This is a genomic window from Agrobacterium sp. 22-223-1 (genome assembly GCF_053522385.1).
This window is the reverse complement of the sequence record NZ_JBNWCN010000003.1, coordinates 71,540-92,175: the sequence shown is the minus strand read 5'-3', so window position 1 is coordinate 92,175 and position 20,636 is coordinate 71,540. Positions and strand designations below refer to the sequence as shown.

The 20,636-nt window shown below is 60.7% G+C and carries 21 protein-coding genes; 18 read left to right on the top strand and 3 right to left on the bottom strand.

The genetic code is table 11. The features are described from left to right. Positions 1-3 precede the first annotated feature (3 nt). The 6 genes from ACQZ60_RS15895 to aroQ all read left to right on the top strand — a co-directional run bounded on the left by ACQZ60_RS15895 (position 4) and on the right by aroQ (position 4,581). On the top strand, positions 4-654 hold the full coding sequence (locus tag ACQZ60_RS15895; RefSeq protein WP_448735587.1) for an amino acid ABC transporter permease: 651 nt from the start codon (positions 4-6) through the stop codon (positions 652-654). Positions 655-695: 41 nt separating this feature from the next. Beyond that, entirely contained in the window at positions 696-1,535 is an 840-nt protein-coding gene (locus ACQZ60_RS15890; protein WP_020810443.1) for a transporter substrate-binding domain-containing protein, read from the top strand. A gap of 35 nt (positions 1,536-1,570) precedes the next feature. Further along, positions 1,571-2,410 carry a transporter substrate-binding domain-containing protein gene (locus ACQZ60_RS15885; RefSeq protein ID WP_059758439.1) on the top strand — a complete coding sequence of 280 codons (840 nt, stop codon included), beginning with the start codon at positions 1,571-1,573 and terminating at the stop codon, positions 2,408-2,410. A gap of 30 nt (positions 2,411-2,440) precedes the next feature. Beyond that, positions 2,441-3,199, top strand: coding sequence for an amino acid ABC transporter ATP-binding protein (locus ACQZ60_RS15880; RefSeq protein ID WP_003505500.1), 759 nt, complete (start codon positions 2,441-2,443; stop codon positions 3,197-3,199). A 72-nt stretch (positions 3,200-3,271) separates the two neighbouring features. Beyond that, a complete protein-coding gene (locus ACQZ60_RS15875) occupies positions 3,272-4,141 on the top strand; it encodes a shikimate dehydrogenase (protein ID WP_448735586.1) in 870 nt (289 codons plus the stop codon). Then, positions 4,138-4,581: a type II 3-dehydroquinate dehydratase gene (gene aroQ / locus ACQZ60_RS15870; protein WP_448735585.1), complete on the top strand. Its 444-nt coding sequence runs from the start codon at positions 4,138-4,140 to the stop codon at positions 4,579-4,581. Before ACQZ60_RS15875 ends, aroQ begins: the two co-directional genes overlap by 4 nt. On the opposite strand, the gene ACQZ60_RS15865 is transcribed toward aroQ, so the two are convergent. Then, entirely contained in the window at positions 4,556-5,248 is a 693-nt protein-coding gene (locus tag ACQZ60_RS15865; protein ID WP_448735584.1) for a TetR/AcrR family transcriptional regulator, read from the bottom strand. The genes aroQ and ACQZ60_RS15865 overlap by 26 nt on opposite strands. Before the next feature lie 119 nt (positions 5,249-5,367). On the opposite strand from ACQZ60_RS15865, the gene ACQZ60_RS15860 reads away from it, so the two are divergent. After that, positions 5,368-7,269, top strand: a complete 1,902-nt coding sequence (locus ACQZ60_RS15860; protein ID WP_448735766.1) for a bifunctional sugar phosphate isomerase/epimerase/4-hydroxyphenylpyruvate dioxygenase family protein — start codon at positions 5,368-5,370, stop codon at positions 7,267-7,269. Between the two features lie 77 nt (positions 7,270-7,346). Here the strand turns inward: ACQZ60_RS15860 and ACQZ60_RS15855 are convergent, their stop codons facing one another. Next, complete coding sequence (locus tag ACQZ60_RS15855) at positions 7,347-7,649, bottom strand: putative quinol monooxygenase (RefSeq protein ID WP_142781375.1); 303 nt, start codon at positions 7,647-7,649, stop codon at positions 7,347-7,349. Between the two features lie 319 nt (positions 7,650-7,968). On the opposite strand from ACQZ60_RS15855, the gene ACQZ60_RS15850 reads away from it, so the two are divergent. The 6 genes from ACQZ60_RS15850 (at position 7,969) to ACQZ60_RS15825 (ending at position 15,126) form a co-directional block, all read left to right on the top strand. Beyond that, positions 7,969-8,139 (top strand): hypothetical protein, encoded by a 171-nt coding sequence (locus tag ACQZ60_RS15850; protein ID WP_271045623.1) that lies wholly within the window; start codon positions 7,969-7,971, stop codon positions 8,137-8,139. Then, on the top strand, positions 8,136-9,956 hold the full coding sequence (locus tag ACQZ60_RS15845) for an ABC transporter ATP-binding protein (RefSeq protein ID WP_448735583.1): 1,821 nt from the start codon (positions 8,136-8,138) through the stop codon (positions 9,954-9,956). Before ACQZ60_RS15850 ends, ACQZ60_RS15845 begins: the two co-directional genes overlap by 4 nt. A 41-nt stretch (positions 9,957-9,997) precedes the next feature. Further along, a complete protein-coding gene (locus ACQZ60_RS15840; protein WP_448735582.1) occupies positions 9,998-11,533 on the top strand; it encodes an ABC transporter substrate-binding protein in 1,536 nt (511 codons plus the stop codon). A gap of 75 nt (positions 11,534-11,608) precedes the next feature. Beyond that, the gene (locus tag ACQZ60_RS15835; RefSeq protein ID WP_448735581.1) at positions 11,609-12,532 is read left to right on the top strand and encodes an ABC transporter permease; all 924 of its coding nucleotides are present in this window, start codon (positions 11,609-11,611) and stop codon (positions 12,530-12,532) included. A gap of 6 nt (positions 12,533-12,538) precedes the next feature. Then, the gene (locus tag ACQZ60_RS15830) at positions 12,539-13,387 is read left to right on the top strand and encodes an ABC transporter permease (protein WP_035226139.1); all 849 of its coding nucleotides are present in this window, start codon (positions 12,539-12,541) and stop codon (positions 13,385-13,387) included. A 5-nt stretch (positions 13,388-13,392) separates the two neighbouring features. Then, complete coding sequence (locus ACQZ60_RS15825; RefSeq protein ID WP_448735580.1) at positions 13,393-15,126, top strand: M14 family metallopeptidase; 1,734 nt, start codon at positions 13,393-13,395, stop codon at positions 15,124-15,126. Between the two features lie 27 nt (positions 15,127-15,153). On the opposite strand, the gene ACQZ60_RS15820 is transcribed toward ACQZ60_RS15825, so the two are convergent. Continuing rightward, positions 15,154-15,525: a hypothetical protein gene (locus ACQZ60_RS15820; RefSeq protein ID WP_035263262.1), complete on the bottom strand. Its 372-nt coding sequence runs from the start codon at positions 15,523-15,525 to the stop codon at positions 15,154-15,156. Positions 15,526-15,902: 377 nt separating this feature from the next. Between ACQZ60_RS15820 and ACQZ60_RS15815 the strand changes: the two genes are divergently transcribed. The 5 genes from ACQZ60_RS15815 (at position 15,903) to ACQZ60_RS15795 (ending at position 20,526) form a co-directional block, all read left to right on the top strand. Further along, positions 15,903-17,075 (top strand): ABC transporter substrate-binding protein, encoded by a 1,173-nt coding sequence (locus ACQZ60_RS15815; protein ID WP_031233687.1) that lies wholly within the window; start codon positions 15,903-15,905, stop codon positions 17,073-17,075. Between the two features lie 120 nt (positions 17,076-17,195). Further along, entirely contained in the window at positions 17,196-18,059 is an 864-nt protein-coding gene (locus ACQZ60_RS15810) for a branched-chain amino acid ABC transporter permease (protein WP_003519826.1), read from the top strand. 1 nt (position 18,060) lies between these two features. After that, positions 18,061-19,068, top strand: coding sequence for a branched-chain amino acid ABC transporter permease (locus ACQZ60_RS15805; protein ID WP_020809644.1), 1,008 nt, complete (start codon positions 18,061-18,063; stop codon positions 19,066-19,068). Next, the gene (locus ACQZ60_RS15800) at positions 19,065-19,829 is read left to right on the top strand and encodes an ABC transporter ATP-binding protein (protein ID WP_020809643.1); all 765 of its coding nucleotides are present in this window, start codon (positions 19,065-19,067) and stop codon (positions 19,827-19,829) included. Before ACQZ60_RS15805 ends, ACQZ60_RS15800 begins: the two co-directional genes overlap by 4 nt. Beyond that, the gene (locus tag ACQZ60_RS15795) at positions 19,810-20,526 is read left to right on the top strand and encodes an ABC transporter ATP-binding protein (RefSeq protein WP_020809642.1); all 717 of its coding nucleotides are present in this window, start codon (positions 19,810-19,812) and stop codon (positions 20,524-20,526) included. The genes ACQZ60_RS15800 and ACQZ60_RS15795 overlap by 20 nt, the downstream gene beginning before the upstream one ends. The last annotated feature ends 110 nt before the right edge of the window (positions 20,527-20,636 follow it).

Below are 20,636 nucleotides of genomic sequence, written 5' to 3'. Positions count from 1 at the left end.
ACAATGGCATCCATCGGTCCCAACGAACTCTTCTTCCTGCTGCAAGGCCTGAAATGGACGCTTGCGCTGACCATCATCGGCTTTATCGGCGGCGGCGTCTTCGGCCTTTGCGTGGCGCTTGCCCGCGTCGCGGACAGCCCGGCGATCCAGCGCGTCAGCACCGGTTACATCGCCGTCTTTCAGGGCACGCCGCTCCTGATGCAGCTTTTCGTGGTCTATTACGGCGTGGCGCTTGCGGGCCTCAATGTCGATGCCTGGATTGCGGTCGCCATCGCTTTTACGCTGCATGCCAGCGCCTTCCTCGGCGAAATCTGGCGCGGCGGCATCCAGGCGGTGCCGAAAGGCCAGACGGAAGCCGCGAATGCGCTCGGCCTGCATTACATCTCGCGCATGAAGGACGTGGTTCTGCCGCAGGCCTTCAAGATTTCGCTGCCGGCCACCATCGGTTTCCTCGTGCAGCTCATCAAGGGCACCTCGCTTGCGGCCATTGTCGGCTTCGTCGAGCTGTCGCGCGCCGGCCAGATCGTCTCCAACCAGACGTTCCGCCCACTCACCGTCTTCGCCCTCGTCGGCGTCATCTATTTCCTGATCTGCTGGCCGCTTTCCCTGTGGGGCGCCAGCGTTGAAAAGCGGCTGCAGACCGCAACCCGCTAAGTCCATGAAGATCTCATCAGCTTTGTAAGGAGGAGCAAAAGATGAAAACCACCAGCATGAAATTCTCTCGCCGCGCCCTGCTCGCGCTTGCCGCGGCAACGGTTGCCCTGCCCTTCGTCGCACCGGTCGATGCTTTCGCCGGCACGGTGGAAGAGGCCAAGGCCAAGGGCAAGGTCGTCATCGGCATTCAGGGTGACAACTCGCCGTGGGGCTTCGTCAATTCCAGCGGTGTGCAGGATGGCCTGGATGCCGATATCGGCAAGGCCTTTGCCGATTATCTCGGCGTCAAGGTTGAGTTCGTACCGCTCGCCGTGGCCAACCGCATTCCCGCTTTGCTGACCGGCAAGGTCGACCTCTTGTTCGCAACCATGGGCATGACGGCCGAACGCGCCAAGACCATTCAATATTCCAAGCCCTATGCCGGCAACGTGCTTTCCGTCTACGGCCCCAAGGACAAGAAGATCGGCGGTTATGACGATCTGACCGGCATCGCCGTCGGCGTTCCGAAGTCCAGCGCCATGGATACGGCAATCACCGCCGGCGCCGGTTCCAAGGCCAATATCCTGCGCTTCGACGATGACGCTGCCAATATTCAGGCGCTGATCTCCGGCCAGGTCGAGGTTGTCGGTGGCAACCAGTTCTACGGCGACCGCCTGAACAAGGCTGCCGAAGGTAAATACGAGCCGAAATTCGATCTGACGACGCTTTACAACGGCGCCGGCACCCGCCCCGGCGAAAAGGACTGGAACGAAACCGTCAACGCCTTCCTCGACAAGATCAAGTCCGACGGCCAGCTCGCCAAGATCTACGACAAGTGGATGAAGCGCGAAGTCCCGGCCTTCCCGGACAGCCTGCCCGACATCCCGTTCACCGTGAAGTAACGGCGGGTTCCGTCTGGATTTGGGAGGAGGAAACAATGAGAATCTTGAAAACCCTGACGGGTTGGCGAGCAACCCTTGCGGCGGGACTGGCGGCAGCTTTGCTGCCGGTTCTGACGCCGGTGGCGGCAGATGCGAGAACGCTTGACGAGGCAAAAGCCAGCGGCAAGGTCGTGATCGGTATCCAGGGCGATAATGCGCCCTGGGGTTTCATCAATTCCACCGGCGTTCAGGAGGGTTACGACGCCGATCTTGCAAGGGGATTTGCGGATTATCTGGGGCTGAAGGTGGAATTCGTGCCGCTTGCCGTCGCCAACCGCATCCCTTCGCTTCGCACCGGCAAGGTCGATGCGCTGTTCGCATCGATGGGAATGACGCCGGAGCGGGCGAAGAACGTGCAATATGCGCAGCCCTACGCGCATAATGTCATGTCGGTCTATGCCACCAAGGACAAGAAGATCGCCGGTTTCGACGATCTGACCGGAATGACCGTCGGCGCACCGAAATCCAGCCCGATGGATACGGCTTTGACCGCAGGAGCTGGCACCAAGGCGAATATCCTTCGCTTCGATGACGACGCCGCCACCATTCAGGCGATCCTGTCGGGCCAGATCGAGGCGATCGGTGGTAACCAGTTCTATGGCGACCGTCTCGCGGCTGCCGGCGGCAAGGACTACGAGGTGAAGTTCGACCTCGTGACCCTTTACAACAGCGCTGCCACACGCCCCGGCGAAAAGGACTGGAACGAAGCGCTGAACGCCTATCTGGACAAGATCAAGGCCAATGGCGACCTCGAAAAAGTCTACGCCAAATGGATGAAGCGCCCGGTACCGCAGTTCCCGGCTTCGCTTCCCGACATTCCCTACACCGTCAACTAACACTGCTGCCAAAGCATGAAGGAAAGTTCCATGCCGCAATCCGCCGCTCAGGCTCCGCTGATCGCCCTTGAAGGGGTGGGAAAGTGGTATGGAGCCTTCCACGCGCTTAAAAACGTCAACATGACGGTTCGCAAGGGCGAAAAAATCGTTCTTTGCGGGCCGTCCGGTTCGGGCAAATCCACGCTCATCCGCTGTATCAACCATCTGGAAGAAATCCAGGAGGGCAAGATCACGGTTGAGGGAACGACGCTGTCGGATTCCAGCCGCGCCATCGATGCGGTTCGCCGCGAAGTGGGCATGGTGTTCCAGAGCTTCAATCTCTTCCCGCACAAGACCATCATGGAAAACTGCACGCTCGCACCCATGCGGGTGAAGGGCCTGTCGAAAGCCGATGCGGAGGCGACGGCGCGCAAATATCTGGAGCGCGTGCGCATTCTCAACCAGGCAGACAAGTACCCGGCCCAGCTTTCCGGCGGCCAGCAGCAGCGTGCGGCCATCGCCCGGGCGCTGTGCATGGAGCCGAAGGCCATGCTGTTCGATGAGCCGACCTCGGCGCTCGACCCGGAAATGGTGAAGGAAGTGCTCGACACCATGATCGGCCTTGCCCGCGACGGCATGACGATGATCTGCGTGACCCATGAAATGGGCTTTGCACGGCAGGTGGCCGACCGGGTGATCTTCATGTCGGAAGGCGAGATCATCGAGGAAGGCCCGCCGGAGGAATTCTTCCGCGATCCCAAGCACCAGCGCACGCGCACGTTCCTCGGCGAAATTCTCGCCCATCACTGAGGTTCGCGCGCTCTTAAGACAGGCGGGGATAATCCCGCCTCTCCCACACCGTCCGATGAGCGACACGTGATCATGACAGAGAAAACATCCTTCAAGGTCGGCCTGATAGGCGCCGATATACAGCTTTCCAAATCGCCCGCGCTGCACATGCGCGAAGGGGCGGCTCACGGCCTCGATTATTCCTACGAGCTGGTGGATGTCACCGCCCGCAAGCTGCCGCCGAGCGCCCTTCCCGACCTGCTGGATGAGCTGGAAGCGCGCGGTTTTTCCGGCACCAACATCACCCATCCCTTCAAGCAGGCCGTTATTCCGCATCTGCATAAACTATCGGACGATGCCCGCATGCTGGGCGCGGTCAATACGGTCGTCTTCCGGGACGGACGCCGCATCGGCCACAACACCGACTGGTACGGCTTTTACGAAAGCTTCGTGCGCGGCCTGCCGGATGCGCGGCGTGACCGGGCGCTTCTGGTCGGCGCGGGTGGCGCTGGCGTTGCGGTGGCCCATGCCGCATTGAAGCTCGATATCGCCCGTCTCGACATTTTCGACCGGGATTTCCCAAGAGCGGAGCAACTGGCCCGGGAACTCAATGCCCGCTTCGGCGAGGGCCGCGCGCTTGCCGTCAAAGACCCCGCCGCCTCCCTGCCCTTTGCCGATGGCCTGATCCATGCCACGCCGATGGGCATGCCGGCCCATCCCGGCATGCCGGTTCCGGCCGATCTCATCGAACGGCGGCACTGGGTGGCCGATATCGTCTATATGCCGCTTGTCACCGAGCTATTGGCAACGGCGGCGAAAAAGGGCTGTCGCACCCTGCCCGGCGGCGGCATGACGGTGTTTCAGGCTGTTGGCGCATTCCGCCTCTTCTGCGGCCGCGAGCCGGATGCCGGGCGCATGACGGCGCATTTCACCGAGCTTTGTATGGCGGAGGGCGTCGCATGAGCCTTTTCACTGTTCTGAACGGTCCCAACCTCAACCTGCTCGGCCAGCGCCAGCCGGAAATCTATGGTTATGAAACGCTCGCCGATATCGAGGTCAATTGCCGTGGGATCACTGATGCCGCCGGCCACGAGCTGTTTTTTGCCCAGAGCAACCGGGAATATGAGCTGATCGACTGGATTCACGAAGCCCGCGGCAAGTCCGCGGGCATTGTCATCAATCCCGGCGCCTTTACTCACACCTCGGTCGCGATCCTCGATGCGCTCAATGCCTTCGAGGGGCCGGTGATCGAGGTGCATATTTCCAACATCCACAAACGCGAGGTTTTCCGGCACCACTCCTATATCTCGACCCGCGCCGAAGGCGTGATCGCCGGCCTCGGCATCGATGGTTATGAGGTGGCGCTGCGCCACCTCATCAATCGCCTCTCCCGATCCGCGTAATATGCTCGGGCATCAATACATAGCGCAGCAACATCTCCGCCACATGCGCAGACAGCGCTTCCTGGCCGGCCTCGCTAAAAAGCGTGTCGCCAAAATTGAACGAAAAAGTCTCCGTGTTCGAGACGTTATAAAAAGACAAAGCACTGATCTGCCAATGCAGTTCAAGAGCGTCCAGTCCGGGCCGAAACACGCCGGCATCCTGCCCGCGCTTCAATATTCGGCGCATGATTTCAATGGCCGGTCGGTTGACGTTGCGGATCGCTTCGGAAACCCTGATATGCCTGCCGTGGTGAATGTTTTCCGTCATCACCATCCGGACGAAAGCGGGATTGCGGCGGTGGTGCTCGAAGGTAAACCGACAGAGCTTCTCAAGTGCGGCGACCGGCTCGAGATCATCCAGCTCAAGACTGCCTTCGCCGCCGCGCACCTGCGCATAGGCTTCCTCCAGCACGCGTTTGTAAAGGCCTTCCTTGTCGCCGAAATAATAATAGATCATGCGCTTGGACGTACGCGTGCGCGCCGCAATCTCATCGATGCGGGCGCCAGACAGGCCATTCTGCGAAAATTCCTCCATCGCGACGGAAAGAATATCCCGGCGCACCCCTTCCGGATCGCGCTTCGCCTGCCGGGTATCGCGGGTGCCTTTGGAGGTCGTGCTTTTGCTCATGCTTCATTCCCTGGACGGGGCTGGCTTCTGGCTGCGTCCCCTTTATTAACCAATCAGTACATAAGGCTGGAAAGGAAGGCAATATGGCGAGCTATGACACAATAAGACACGGCATGCCAATGCGCACATCCATTGCAACCGTATCGATCAGCGGCGAATTCCCCGAAAAGCTGGCGGCCATCGCCAAAGCGGGCTTTTCGGGCGTTGAGATTTTCGAAAACGATTTTTTGACCTACGACGCCTCGCCGCGCGAGGTGAAGGCCTTGGCCGCCGATCACGGGCTGGATATCACCCTTTTCCAGCCGTTTCGCGATTTCGAGGGCATGCCGGAGCCGCACCGGAGCCGCGCTTTTGAAAGGGCCGAGCGCAAATTCGACATCATGGGCGAACTCGGCACCGACCTGATGCTGATCTGCTCGAATGTCTCACCGGTCTCGCTCGGCGGCATCGACCGCGCCGCCGCCGATTTCCATCAGCTCGGCGAGCTTGCGGCAAAACATGGCGTGCGCGTCGGTTACGAGGCGCTGGCCTGGGGTCGCCATATCAGCGATCACCGCGACGCCTGGGAGGTGGTGCGCCGCGCCGATCACGCCAATGTCGGCATCATCCTCGATAGTTTCCACACGCTGTCGCGCAAGATCGACCCCAATTCGATCCGCTCCATTCCCGGCGACAAAATCTTCATCGTGCAGCTTGCCGATGCGCCGCTGATCGACATGGACCTGCTCTACTGGAGCCGCCACTTCCGCAACATGCCGGGCGAAGGCGATCTGCCGGTGGTGGATTTCATGCGCGCCGTGGCCGCAACCGGCTATAGCGGCCCGCTGTCGCTCGAAATCTTCAACGACCAGTTCCGCGGCGGCTCGGCCCGGCTGCTGGCCGAAGACGGCCACCGCTCGCTCATCAACCTCATGGACCAGGTGCGCCGTCTCGAACCCGACATCCGCATCGATGTGCCCGCCATGCCGGAACGGGTGGAGACGGAAGGCGTGGAATTCGTCGAATTCACCACAGCACCGGAAGAAAAACCCAATCTGGAAGCCCTTCTCGCCACGCTCGGCTTTGAAAACACCGCCCGGCACCGCAATCGCGATGTCGATCTTTATACGCAGGGCGATATTCGCATCGTCATCAATACCAGCGATGGCGGCGACAGTTTCGCGGGAGCCTCCTATTCCATCCACGGCACCAATGCCTATGCCTTCGGGCTGAAGGTGGATAATGCCGGGGCGGCCCTTGCCCGAGCGGAAGCGCTCGGCGCGCCCACATTCGCCGAGCCGCGCAAGTCAGGCGAAGTCGCCGTTCCCGCCATTCAGGGCGTGGGCAACGGCGTCATCTACTTCCTCGACGGCTCACCGGAGCTTTCCTCCATCTGGGACAATGAATTCGTGCCCACGGAAGGCCGAACGCCGGAAGGCGACGCCGGTCTCAGGCGGATCGATCATCTTGCGCAAACAACGCATTACGATGAAATGCTGACCTGGCTTTTATTCTACACCTCGCTGTTTGCGACGCGGCGCACACCGATGGTCGATGTGGTCGATCCGGGTGGGCTGGTGCGCAGCCAGGCGATTGAAAGCGTGCCCTCGCCGCATTTCCGCCTGACCATGAACGGTGCGGACAATCGCAAGACTTTCGCCGGCAAATTTCTGGCCGAGGGCTTCGGCACCAGCATCCAGCACATCGCGTTTGCCACCGACGATATCTTCGCCACCGCAAAAGCCTTGCAGGCGCGCGGTTTCCACGCCCTGCCGATCTCGCGCAATTATTACGACGATCTGGAAGCCCGTTTCGGGCTGGAGCCGGAGTTTTCGGACGCGCTCAGGGCCGCGAGCATTCTTTATGACCGCGACGACAATGGCGAATATTTCCAGATCTACAGCCGCACCTTCGGCGAGGGTTTCTTCTTCGAAATCATCGAAAGGCGCGGAGCCTATGGCGGTTATGGCGCGATGAACGCCCCCTTCCGCATCGCCGCACAAAGACGGCTTGCGCCGCCGGTCGGCATGCCGAAGGAATAACTCCCGGCGCCGAAATACGATCGGGGAAATCTAATCAGGCCGCAGCCAGCAGGAATGCCGCTGCAGCCTGTTTTCATTCACGCCAATGTCGTTATCTCATAGTCGCGTGGAATGGCGGAGGTCGCCGTGAACCACTCGGACGCCCGCGTCCGCTGCTGATGGAAATCGAAGGCGGCACGGTCGGCGAAAAGCTCCTCCACCTGCCAGATCAGGGGATCGTCTGTCTCGGACACCTCGAAGGAAAGACAGCCGGGTTCCGCTCTGGTCAGACGCAGATGTTCGGGAAGGTGGCGTCGCACCAGTTCGACATCATCCTTGGACAAGCACCGTAAAAAGCCCCTCAGCCTGACTGCACCTGCCTTGTTGTTCATGCCCGGCATTCCCATTCCTCATCGTTCTTCTCAAAGGTTTTTAGCGACAATAATCGTGGAATACACGCATCATTGCGAAGCATTCTTCAGGAATCCGCGCTCAAAATCGGTGCAGCTGCGCATTTGTAGAGCAGTACACAAAAATTGTTCAACACTCTGGACATGATTGTTCGGTTTTGTTAGCTTTTTCGCAAAACAAGGGTGGGGAATTAGAGTTACATGCGCATCGTCGAATCTGCGGCCAACGCAAATCATCCGGCCGGTACCGATGAGGTTGCCTGCGGCGCTTCGGTGACATCGAATGTGCCGTGTCCGCGGGCGACGGCCAATGCGCATTTTGCCGACAAAGCGGCCTGAAGACATGCAGTTCTTCGCGACATTCCCGTCCCTGCCCATGGCGTCGCCCAGCACGCGCCTGCCCGAGACATTTTCCCCTTCCTCATTTTCACATGGCCGCGCCAGCTTTGCCGCGCAGGCCACGCCGGAGACGCTGACATGACTGCCGCACCCGCAAACGCCCTCCTCTCGGTCGAAGGCCTGAGCGTCGAGTTCGGCAATAGCCGCGTCGTGGACGATATCTCCTTCAGCGTCGAGCCCGGCCGCACGGTCGCGGTCGTCGGCGAATCCGGATCGGGAAAATCGGTCACCTCGCTTTCCACCATGCGCCTTGCCGACATGATGGGCGCGACCTACCCCACCGGCAAAATCCTGTTTGAAGGCAAGGACTTGCTGAAGGCGTCTCAGAAAGAGATGCGCGCGATCCGCGGCAAGGAGATCGCCATGATCTTCCAGGAGCCGATGACCTCGCTCAACCCCGTCTTCACCATCGGCGACCAGATCTGCGAAGTGCTTGTGCTGCATGAAAAGATGGGCAAGCAGGCAGCGATGGCGGAAGCACAGAAGCTGCTCGAAATGGTGCGCCTGCCCGATGCGGCCGAACTTCTGAAACGGTATCCGCACCAGCTTTCCGGCGGCATGCGCCAGCGCGTGATGATCGCCATGGCGCTCGCCTGCCGGCCGAAGCTTTTGATCGCCGACGAACCGACGACGGCGCTTGACGTCACCATTCAGGCGCAGATCCTCAACATCATGCGCGACCTGCAGAAGAAGCTCGGCATGGGCATGGTCTTCATCACCCATGACATGGGCGTGGTGGCGGAAATGGCCGATGACGTCGTCGTCATGTGGAAGGGCAAGAAGGTCGAGGAAGGTCCGGTCAAGGATATCTTCGCCAATCCGCAGCACCCTTACACGCGCGCCCTGCTTTCCGCCGTTCCGCGCCTCGGCAGCATGGAAGGCGAAGAGTTTCCCAAGCGCCTGCCGCTCACCGTGTTGCAGGACGGCCAGCCGGTCGTGGTCGGTGAGGAGCGCGTGCAAAACACCGCGAAATATGACGCCAAGCCGCTTTTGTCGGTCAAGGACCTGTTCGTGCGTTTCGATATCCGCAAGAACCTGTTCGGCAAGGCGACGCACCGTTGCAGCGCCGTGCAGAAGGTGAGCTTCGATATTCACGCCGGCGAAACGCTGGCGCTGGTGGGCGAATCCGGTTCCGGCAAATCCACCATCGGCCGCACCATCCAGCAATTGCAGACGGCCATCTCGGGCGAAATTGCCTTCAATGGTCGCAGCTATTCGCAGATGTCGGCGGCGGAGCGTTTCCGCATGCGCCAGGAAGTGCAATATATCTTCCAAGACCCCTTCGCCTCGCTCGATCCGCGCAAGACGGTCGGTTTTTCGATTGCCGAGCCGATCAACACCCATGGTTTGATCAACGATCAGAAGGCCGTAAAGCGGCGTGTGGATGAATTGCTGGAGCGTGTGGGCCTCAGCTCCGAACATGCCGCGCGTTATCCGCACGAGTTTTCGGGCGGCCAGCGCCAGCGTGTCTGCATTGCGCGTGCGCTGGCTTCCGATCCGAAGCTCATCATCGCGGACGAGGCGCTCTCGGCGCTCGATGTCTCCATTCAGGCGCAGATCATCAATCTGTTCATGGATTTGCAGGCCGAGCGTGGCCTCGCTTATCTCTTCATCAGCCATGACATGGCGGTGGTGGAAAAGATGAGCCACCGCGTCGCCGTGCTTTATCTCGGCCAGATCATGGAAATGGGCAGCCGCCGGCAGGTGTTCGAAACGCCGACGCATGATTATACCCGCCGCCTGCTTTCGGCCGTGCCGGTCGCCGATCCGACCATCGAGCGCCGCATCGCCATGATCGAGGGCGAAATACCCAATCCCGTGCGCCGTGTCGGCGATGAGCCGGCCATTCTCGCCCATGAGGAAATCAATCCGGGCCACTTCATCGCGAAGAGCGCCTGAATAACAACCAGACCCACAACCATCTGAAGAGGAACAGGTAGATGACAATGATCAAGAAGGGGATGACGACAACGTTCGTCGCACTTGCCATGGCCGCCACGGCCTTTATCGCCGCACCGGCTTTCGCCGCCGGCAAGATGACCATTTCCAGCCCGCAGGACCCGGGTAGCTGGGATCCGATCGACACTTTCCTCGTGCAATGGGCGGCGGTCGCCACCAACATCTTCGATGGCCTCACCTATCGCGGCCCGGACCTGAAGGTCGTGCCCGGCCTTGCCGAATCCTGGGAAGAGCTGGATGAAGGCAAGCGCATCCGCTTCAAGCTGCGCCAGAACGTCAAGTTCCACAATGGCGAACCCTTCAACGCCGCCGCCGTCAAGTTCACCTTCGAGCGCCTTCTCGGCGAACAGGGCGCCAAGGGACCGCAGCGCTCCAACTATGTCGCCATCGAAAGCGTCGATGTCATCGACGATTACACCGTCGACATGAAGCTGAAGGCGCCGGATCCGGTGCTGCTGACCAAGCTTGCCGGTTATGGCGGCATGATCGTTCCGCCTGCCTACATCAAGGAAAAGGGCGAGGACAATTTCAACCTCAACCCAGTCGGCACCGGCGCATTCAAATTCGTTTCCTACGCGCCGAAGACCAATATCAAGCTGGAAGCCAACCCCGATTACTGGGGCGGTGCGCCAAAACTTTCCGAGCTTGAATATCGCTTCATCGCCGAGCCGGCGACCGCCGTCGCCGAATTGCAGGCCGGCCGCGTCGATCTCGTCATTCCGCCCACCATCCCGATCGGCATGATCCCGGTCATCGAAGGCGATTCCAAGCTTGAGATCGTCAGCGTTCCCGGCCCGACGGTCGACGCGCTGCGTTTCAACACCCGTGACGGCATTACCGCCGATCCGAAGGTGCGCAAGGCGATCATCATGGCCGTCGACCGCGGCACCATCGTCAAGTCGATCCTCGCCGGTCAGGCATCGGAAATCGCAAGCTTCCAGAGCGCGCTGTCCTTCGGTTACGATCCGGAACTGAAGCCGCTGCCTTACGATCCGGAAGGCGCGAAAAAGCTGCTTGCGGAAGCCGGCGTCAAGGCAGGCGCGGCGCTGCAGATCGATATCCGCGGCAATGACGCGACGATGAACGAGGTGGCGCAGGTCATTTCCAGCTACCTCTCCATGGTCGGCATCACCGCCACCATCAAGCCTTACGAAACCAACGTTCTGCTGAACGACATCATCCCGCAGGGCAAGACCGGCGCGATGTTCCAGCAGAAATGGGGCGGCTGGACCTTCGATTACGACAACACGGCCTATTCCATGTATCACTCGGGTGAAAAGTGGAACCCTTACGACAAGGACGAAAAGCTCGACAAGCTGCTTGAATCCCAGCGTCCGCTGACCGACCGTGCCGAGCGCGAAAAGATTCTCAAGGAAATCGGCAGCTATACCGCCGACCGCGCGCTGGAAATTCCGCTTTACAACACGAATGCCATTTACGGCATCAACAAGCGGGTCAAGGGCTTCGTCGCACCGCCGGATAACCGCCTGAAGCTGACCGACGTCACCGTCGAATAAGCTGGTTGATCCTCTCATAAGTCGCCTTGCCCGCCACGCGCGGGCAAGGCAGAACTTCTCTTCAAGGTAAAAAACGTGGCCGGTTTCCTCATCAAGCGATTGCTGCAGGCGATTTTTGTCGTCATCGCCATCACCCTTCTCGTTTCTTTCGCCATTCGCCTCACCGGCGATCCCGCTGTCACGATGTTTCAGGGCGGTGGCAGCATGACGGAAGACGATCTGGCGCGCATTCGCGCAGCACTCGGCACCGACCGGCCGTTCTTCGTGCAATATTTCAGCTTCCTGAAGGGCCTCGTGACGCTCGATTTCGGCCGCAGCTTCACCGGCAGCACGCCGGTCTCGCGCCTCATCGCCGATGCCCTGCCCGCCACGCTGCTCTTGGCCTTCATCTCCATGGCAGTGTCGATTGCGCTTTCCATCCCGCTCGGCATCAAGGCGGCGACCTCGCGCGGCAAGGCGGCCGATCAGGTGATCCGCATCTTCTCGCTCATCGGCCTGTCCTTCCCGAATTTCTGGCTCGCCACCATGCTGGTGCTCTTATTCTCCATCACGCTCGGCTGGCTGCCGCCAAGCGGCATGGGCGGTTTTGCCAGCTACATCATGCCCGCCGTCACCATGGGTGTCATCCTGACGGCAACCAATGTCCGCCTTGTGCGAACGGCCATGCTCGATACGCTGCGCTCGCAATATGTCATGGTGGCGCGCGCCAAGGGCCTCAGCGAAAACAAGGTTCTCTACAAACACGCGCTGCGCAACTGCGCCATTCCGCTCATCACCTATTTTGGCCTGCAATTCGGCGGGCTGCTCGGCGGCATCGTCGTCATTGAGCGCGTCTTCAACTGGCCGGGCCTCGGCACGCTGGCCTTCGATGCGGTCGGCGCGCGTGATTATCCCGTGCTTCAGGCCGTCATCACCGTGCTGTCGCTGATGATCGTCGGCATCAACCTTCTGGTCGATATCGCCTATGGGCTTGTCGATCCGCGCATCCGCACGGAGTAAGTGACGATGGCTGCCAAAACCTCGCGTCTCGCGCGCTTCACCAATCTCGAATTCATCCTCGGCGCGTTCCTCACGACGGTCATCTGCCTTGCCGTCGTCTTTTCCGACGTGCTGTTTCCCGGCGGCGCGGACAAGATCGACCTGATGGCGCGCCTTGCCAAGCCCTTCGCCAATGCCGCCCATCCGCTCGGCACCGATCCGCTGGGTCGTGATGTGCTCGCCCGTGTCGTCGCCGGCGGCAAGATTTCGCTGCTGGTCGGTTTCACGTCGGTCATCGGCGCGGTCATCTTCGGCGTCGCGGTCGGCCTGGTCGCCGGTTATTATCGCGGCTTCTGGGATATGCTGGTCATGCGCTTTGCCGATATCCAGCTCGCCATGCCCTTCATTCTGCTCGCCATCACCTTCATCGCCATTGTCGGCGGCAGCCTCACCAACACCATCATCCTGCTGATCGTGTCGCAATGGGTGCAATATGCCCGCCTCGTGCGCGGCTCGGTGCTGACGCTGCGAGAGCGGGAATTCATCCTTTCCGCCCGCGCCATCGGCGTAAAGGACTGGCGCATCATTCTCCAGCACCTGCTGCCGAACCTCATCGGCCCGGTCATCGTGCTGATGACGCTCAATGTCGCCAACAACATCCTGCTTGAAAGCAGCCTCACCTTCCTCGGCCTCGGTGTCGATCCGACCATTCCGAGCTGGGGCGGCATGCTGGCGGATGGACGGACCTACTTGCAAACGGCATGGTGGGTCAGCGTCTTCCCGGGTCTTGCTATCCTTCTGACGGTGCTTGGCCTCAACCTTCTCGGCGACTGGCTGCGCGACAGCCTCGACCCCACCGGCAGAACCTCGAGGTAACAGCGATGAGCCAGATTTTCGACCAGACTTTCGAACGCACGCTGGATGCGCTTCTCGCCAATGCCGAGCCCGGCCAGTCCTTCGAGGCATGGAGCTTCGATGATGCCAAAAGCCGCCGCGAAGCCGAAAACCGGCTGAAGAAAAAAGGCGTCAGCGCCCGCATCCGCAGCGCCTACAAGCCGCTTCTCTTCACCTTTCTGGAAGAGATCAATCTGGATGGCGTCGACACCATAGAGGTGCGTTACCCGGTGCACACCAACGCGCCCGCCAATCGTTTCCGGCTGGAAGCCTATCCGCTGGCGGCTCTGGTGGGCGATGCGAAGATCGACTTCGTCGCCCGAAAAGATGACGCCTTCCATTATGATGTTACCCTGAACCGCAACGGCAAGAAGGAAACCCTGAAGATTCTGGCGCCAAACCGGGTGCACACCGATATCGTCGGCGAAACCAATGTTTCACCCACGGGCTGGTTCCGGCTTGCCGGCGACGCTGTGGGTGAACGGCTGGAAACGGATTACGAACGGCTTTTCGAAGCGGCGATCCATGCCGTCGCCAACCATGGCTGGGGCGATGAAGAGCCCTATTTCGAGGAACTGAACATCCACGTCGCGCATCCGGCCGAAGATCTGCCGCTCTCCCTCGGCGATGAGGTCGTCAGCCTGCGCGAAGCCCTGCATGAGGATTTCTATTTCTCGCTTTTGGAGTTCTTCCAGAAGAAATCCGGCCGGCCGCTGGGTGACCGGGGCCTGAAGCCCGGCCAGATCGTACCGGAAATCGTGAAAAGCGAAGGTGAAGTCTCCGTCCGCATCGAGGCCCGCACGCTCACCACCGCTTTTCTCGATGGCCGTGAACAGCAGATCGATACGGCCAGCGAACCGGTTGCGGCAGGCCAGCTCGCGAAGCTGCTTGAAGAAATCGGCGGCGAGGCCTTCGAGGCCCGCTCCCGTTCCGGCCGCATTCTTGCCGCCCGTTATGTCGCCGGCAGCGATGCCGCGGTGATGATCAGCGGCGGCCAGCATCCCAACGAGACGACAGGCATCGTCGGCGCCATCCGCGCCGCGCGCAAACTCGCAGAGCGCAAGGGCGCACATTTCACCATTTCTCCGCTGGAAAATCCGGATGGTTACGCCCTGCATCAGCGGTTGAGAGCCGACAATCCGCGCCACATGCATCACGCGGCGCGTTACACGGCGCTCGGCGACGATCTCGAATATCGCACGCGGGAGAATTCGGGTGTCCATCTCAACGAGAAGGCAATCCGTTTCAGGGCGCAGGAAATGAGCGGCGCCAGCCTGCATGTGAACCTGCACGGTTATCCATCGCATGAATGGACCCGGCCGCTTTCCGGCTATGTCCCGCGCAATTTCGCCATGTGGACGCTGCCGAAGGGTTTCTTCCTCATCATCCGCCACCATGCGGACTGGGAAAGGCAGGCCGAAGCCCTGCTCGACCGGGTGACGCGCCATCTCGGCGCCATTCCCGGCCTGCTCGATTACAACAACCGACAGATCGCTCTTTATGAAATCCACGCCGGCGAAACCGGTTTCCGCATCATCAACAGCTTCCCGTGCCTGTCCTCCGTCGACGACCGCCACACCGTGCCGATGACGCTGATCACCGAATATCCCGATGAGACGATCTACGGCAACGACTTCATCACCGGCCACACCGCACAGATGGAAACGGTTCTCTCCGCCTATGATGCCTGGCAGGAGATTCTTGTCGGGGAAGTGGCCTGATATTGCAGGCCGCCCTCGATGGGCGGCCTATTTTCCTGCCGTGCCGGCGAGTTTTTGGTCCCGCTGCTTCTGCAAAAGCCTCTTGCCCTTGCTCAGAATATGCAGATTAGCGGCATCAAGCTTGTTGTACCCGGCCTGAATAATATCGAGATCAGCAACGTGACCGATTGCTGCCAGCTCATGCATCACGTCGCCAATAGCGACATCGACACTCGGCTTTTGCAGGTTGACCACATCCTCCACCGCAGCATGCATGCCTTGCGCGTCTCCGCCCATGACGTGATACAGCGCCAGCGCCTTGCGAAGAAATGCTTCACGGCGCTCGATCTTATTGTTGAGTATACTTTCGCCAACGCGATCTCGCATCAACTCAACAACTCTATTTTGATATTCGCCCATCAGACACCAAATAAAGTTCACAATATGCTTCGCGAGGCTACAAACAATCCCCTTAGAACTGGTTAAGGCACGAGGCTTGCGCGGGTATGACCGTCATTTTCGAAACATGTCACAAAAGCTGGTTTTCATGAGGAAGCATTTCGATACCACGTGCCGCGAAAACACCGGTCGTGATGGCTGCGGCGGCGCTATACATTGAGAATCACGGGATGATCACTATTGTGCGATCTTACATGAGACAAACCCGGCGAGACGGGTATTGATAACCGTCAGGTTATTTATCACCCCCCTTATTTCATTTTACTTTGGCCACCGCACTCATCAATCTGGCAGTCTGGATCGGTGGATGGGAGCCACGGGTCAATTGGGAGGAAATCATGAAATTACGGATCACCGCCGCCATCGCGGCCATCTGCTTCAGTACTGCCGCTTATGCCGATACGATCAAGGTGGGCGTGGTCGGTCCGTTCTCCGGCCCCTTCGCGCTGCAGGGCAAGAACTTCAAGGCCGGCATCGATGCCTGGTTCGCCCTTCACGGCAACAAGGTCGGCGACGATACGGTCGAGGTCGTCTATCGCGATGTGCCGCAGGCCGATCCGGCGCAGTCCAAGGCGCTGGCGCAGGAGCTGGTGGTCAAGGAAGGCGTGCAATATCTCGCCGGCTTCTATTTCACCCCCGACGCCATGGCCGTCACGCCTTTGCTGAAGCAGGGCAATGTGCCGATGGTTATCATGAATGCCGCCACATCGGCCATCGTGACGAAAAGCCCCTATGTGGTGCGCACCTCGTTCACCACCTGGCAAACCTCCACCCCCATCGCCAAGGTGGCCTTTGATGGCGGCGTGAAGAAGGTCATCTCGCTGGTCAGCGATTATGGTCCGGGCGTCGATGCCGAAAATGCCTTCAAGGCGGCCTTCACCGCCGCCGGCGGCGAGGTTGTCGAAAGCATCCGCATGCCGCTTTCCACCAATGATTTCAGCCCGATCATGCAGCGCGTGAAGGATTCCGGCGCGCAAGGCGTTTTCGCCTTCCTGCCGTCGGGCCCGACCACGCTCGGCTTCGTCAAGGCGTTCAACGATAACGGCCTGAAATCCGCAGGCGTCAAGCTCTTCGCGCCGGGCGATCTGACGCAGGAATCCGACCTGCCGGCGCTCGGCGAAGCCGCGCTCGGCATGCAGACGACCTTCCATTACGCCGTCTCGCATGATTCGCCTGAGAACAAGACCTTCGTGGAGGCCGCCGCCAAGGCCATCGGCAATCCGAAGGAACTCTCCTTCCCTTCCGTCGGCGCCTTTGACGGCATGTATGTCATCAGCAAGATGATCGAGGCCACCGGCGGCAAACAGGATGCGGAAAAGGCGGTGGACGCGGTGAAGGGTCTTTCCTGGACAAGCCCGCGCGGCCCTGTCAGCATCGATCCGGAAAGCCGCCACATCACGCAGAACATCTATCTGCGCGAAGTGGCCAAGGGCGATAACGGCAATTATTACAACAAGGAAGTCCAGACCTTCGAAAAACAGGGCGATCCGGGCCTCGCCGCCGCGAAGTAACCGGCGACACGGGCCTCGCCGCCACAAAATAACGGCAGTTTGTAAAGACTTTCCGGGCCGCCCGTCGCGGCCCGGTTCCGGCCCGGATGGGTATTGCAGCACCGGGAGGAGCTTTTCAGCATGCAGACGGTCTTCAGCATCCTTGTCGATGCGCTTGCCTATGGCATGGTCCTGTTCATCATCTCCATCGGCCTTTCGGTGACGATGGGGCTGATGCGGGTGGTCAATCTGGCGCATGGCGCCTTCGCCATGATCGGCGGTTATCTCGCCTCCTATGCCGCCCATGGCCTCGGTCTCGGTTATGCCGTGGCGATCCTCGTCGCCATCGTCGGCACCATCGTCATCGCCATACCGCTTGAGCGTTTTCTCTATCGCCGCATCTATGGCGCGCCGGAGCTGACGCAGGTGTTGATGACCATCGGCATCACGTTCTGCATCATCGGCATCGCCAATTTCGTCTTCGGGCCGACGCTGAAGACCATTCCCCTGCCGCAGCAGCTGGCCGGCCCCACCGATCTTGGCTTCCGCACCATCGCCACGCATCGCATCTTCGCCATTGCCTGCGGTCTCGCCGTGGCCGGCGCGCTGTGGTTCACCTTCGAAAAGACCGCCTTCGGCATCAAGCTGCGCGCTGCTGTCGATAATGCCGCCATGGCGGCCGCACTCGGCGTTCGCACCGAGGTTATCTATGCCGTCAGCTTCGCCATCGCCGTCGGCCTTGCCGCCATGGGCGGCGTCATCGGCGCGGAATTGCTGCCGGTCGAACCCTATTATGCGCTGCGCTACATGGTGACCTTCCTCGTGGTGGTCTCGGTCGGCGGCGCGGGCTCCATTCCCGGCGCGCTGATCGCCTGTCTGCTGCTCGGCGCCATCGATACGACCGGGCGTTACCTCGCGCCGGAATATGGCGAATTCTTCTTTTACCTGGCGGTCATCGTGATCATCACGCTGTTCCCGCGCGGCCTTCTCGGAAGGGCGAAATGAGATGGCGGTGCTCATGAACGACGTGACTGAAACGGCAGAAATCCCGAAGGCGCGCTCGCCGCTGCGCACGCTTGCGGGACCGCTCCTCATCATTATCGCCGCCATTGCCGGTTATTACCTGTTTCCGGATAATCTGGCGCTTCTGACCCGCATCATCGCTATTGCTCTCCTGGTGCTGTCGATCGATCTCGTCACCGGCTATTGCGGCGTCGCCACGCTTGGCCATGCCGCGCTCTTCGGTGCGGGCGCCTATGCCGCCGGCATCGCCGCCGCCCATTTCGAGATCACCGATCCGCTGCTGATGACCGTGATCGGCGCGGCTGCGGGCGGCGTCGCCGGGCTGGTCTCCGGCACGGTTCTCTTGCGTGCCCACGGCCTGCCGCAGCTCGTTCTTTCCATCGCCGTCATCCACCTGTTCCATGAGGCGGCCAACAAGGCATCCGGCTGGACGGGCGGCAGCGACGGTCTTGCCGGCGTCTCCCCAGACGCGCTGTTCGGCACCTTCGAATTCGATCTTTTCGGCCGCACCGCCTATATTTATGGCGTCTGTCTGCTGCTCGTCGTCTTCCTCGCCCTCAGGGTCGTGGTCAACTCGCCCTTTGGCATGTTGTGCCGTGGCGTCAAGCAGGACAGCATCCGCATTCAGGCCATGGGCGGCGCCGTCAACGGCACGATTTTGAAGATGTTCGTCATATCGGGCATCGTCGCCGGCATTGGCGGTGCGCTCAACGCCATTTCCACCCAGGTCGTCGGCCTCGACAGCCTCAGCTTCACGCTTTCTGCCGAAGCACTGGTCATGCTGGTGCTCGGCGGCGCGGGCTCGCTTTACGGCGCGCTGATCGGCACCGTCACCTTCATGTGGTTCGAAGATGTCGTTTCCGCCGCCAATCCGTTCCACTGGCTCACCATTGTCGGCCTGCTGCTGATTGCCGTCGTGCTTTTTGCGCCGCGCGGGCTTTATGGCGCGGGTGAACAGATCATTGCGCGCATCCGTGGAGGTCGCAAATGAGCGCCATTTTCGAAGTCTCCGGCCTCAAGAAGAATTTCGGCGGCCTCGTCGTCACCAACAATGTCTCGCTGTCGCTTTCGCCGGGAGACCGCACGGTGCTGATCGGCCCGAATGGTGCCGGCAAGACCACCTTCGTCAATCTCGTCACCGGCAATATCAAGCCCTCGGCCGGCACGGTGCGCATTGCTGGCGAAGACGTGACCGGCCTCAGCGCCAGCCAGCGGGTGAAGCGCGGCCTCGTGCGGTCCTTCCAGGTCACAAGGCTGTTTCAGGACATGACCCCGGAGGAACACGTAGCGCTTGCCATTCTCCAGCGCGAAGGCAAGACTGGCCGGATTTTCGGCCGTTACCGCGCCATGCCTGCGGTGATGAGCGAAGCCCGCGACATTCTCGGCACGCTTGGCCTTCTCGCACTTGCCGAAACAAAGGTGCGCGAAATCGCCTATGGCCAGCAGCGGCTGATCGAGATCGCGCTTGCCATGGCGCTTCGCCCGAAAATCCTGCTGCTGGACGAACCGGCCGCCGGCGTGCCTTCCACGGAAACCGCGCGTATCGAACAGGCGCTCGACCGGCTGCCGGCCGATCTCGCCATATTGATGATCGAGCACGACATGGATCTGGTCTTCCGTTTCGCCAAACGCGTCGTCGTTCTGGCGGCCGGCGCCGTCATCTTCGACGGTTCGCCGGAAGACGTCACCAGCAATGCGGAAGTCCGCCAAGCCTATCTGGGAAGTTACGCCGATGCCCGCAGCGCCGCTTGAAATCGTCAACCTCACCGCCGGTTATGGCCCCACCCGCGTCATCGAGGGCCTGTCTCTTTCCGTGCCGTCGGGCTCGCGTTTCGCCGTGCTCGGCCGCAACGGCGTCGGCAAGACCAGCCTCTTCGCCACGCTGGCCGGCCAGACGAAACGCTTTGCCGGCGATATCCGCATCGGCGGGCAGGACATCGCCGCTTTGCCAAGCGCTGCCCGCGCCAAAGCCGGCCTCGGCTACGTGCCGCAGACCCGCGATGTGTTTCCCACCCTCACCGTCGAGGAAAACCTGTTCGTCGGCCTCAAGACCCGGCCGAAATCGGCCATCGAGGAAGCCTACACGCTGTTTCCGCGCCTGAAGGAGCGCCGCCGCAATCTCGGCTCGCAACTTTCCGGCGGCGAACAGCAAATGCTCTCCACCGCCCGCACGATTCTCGGCCAACCGCGCGTGCTGCTTCTCGACGAACCGCTGGAAGGCCTCGCCCCCGTCATCTGCGAGGAGCTGATGGCCGCCTTCTCCAAACTGGCGCAATCGGGTGAAATGACCATTCTCCTCGTCGAACAGCGCATCCAGATGGCCATCGACTTCGCCGACCACGCCATCATCATGGAACGCGGCCGCATCGTCTGGGAGGGGCCATCCAGCGACCTTGCGGAAAACCCGGATATTATCGATACGCATCTTGGCGTTGGCGGGTTGCATTGAGTCCCCACCACCACCCTCATTCCTATGCTTGTCACAGGAATCCAGCCAGCCCAAGTCCTGGGGCTGGAACGAGTCTCTCGCCGCGCAGACGCGCGTCGGCTGGATCCCTG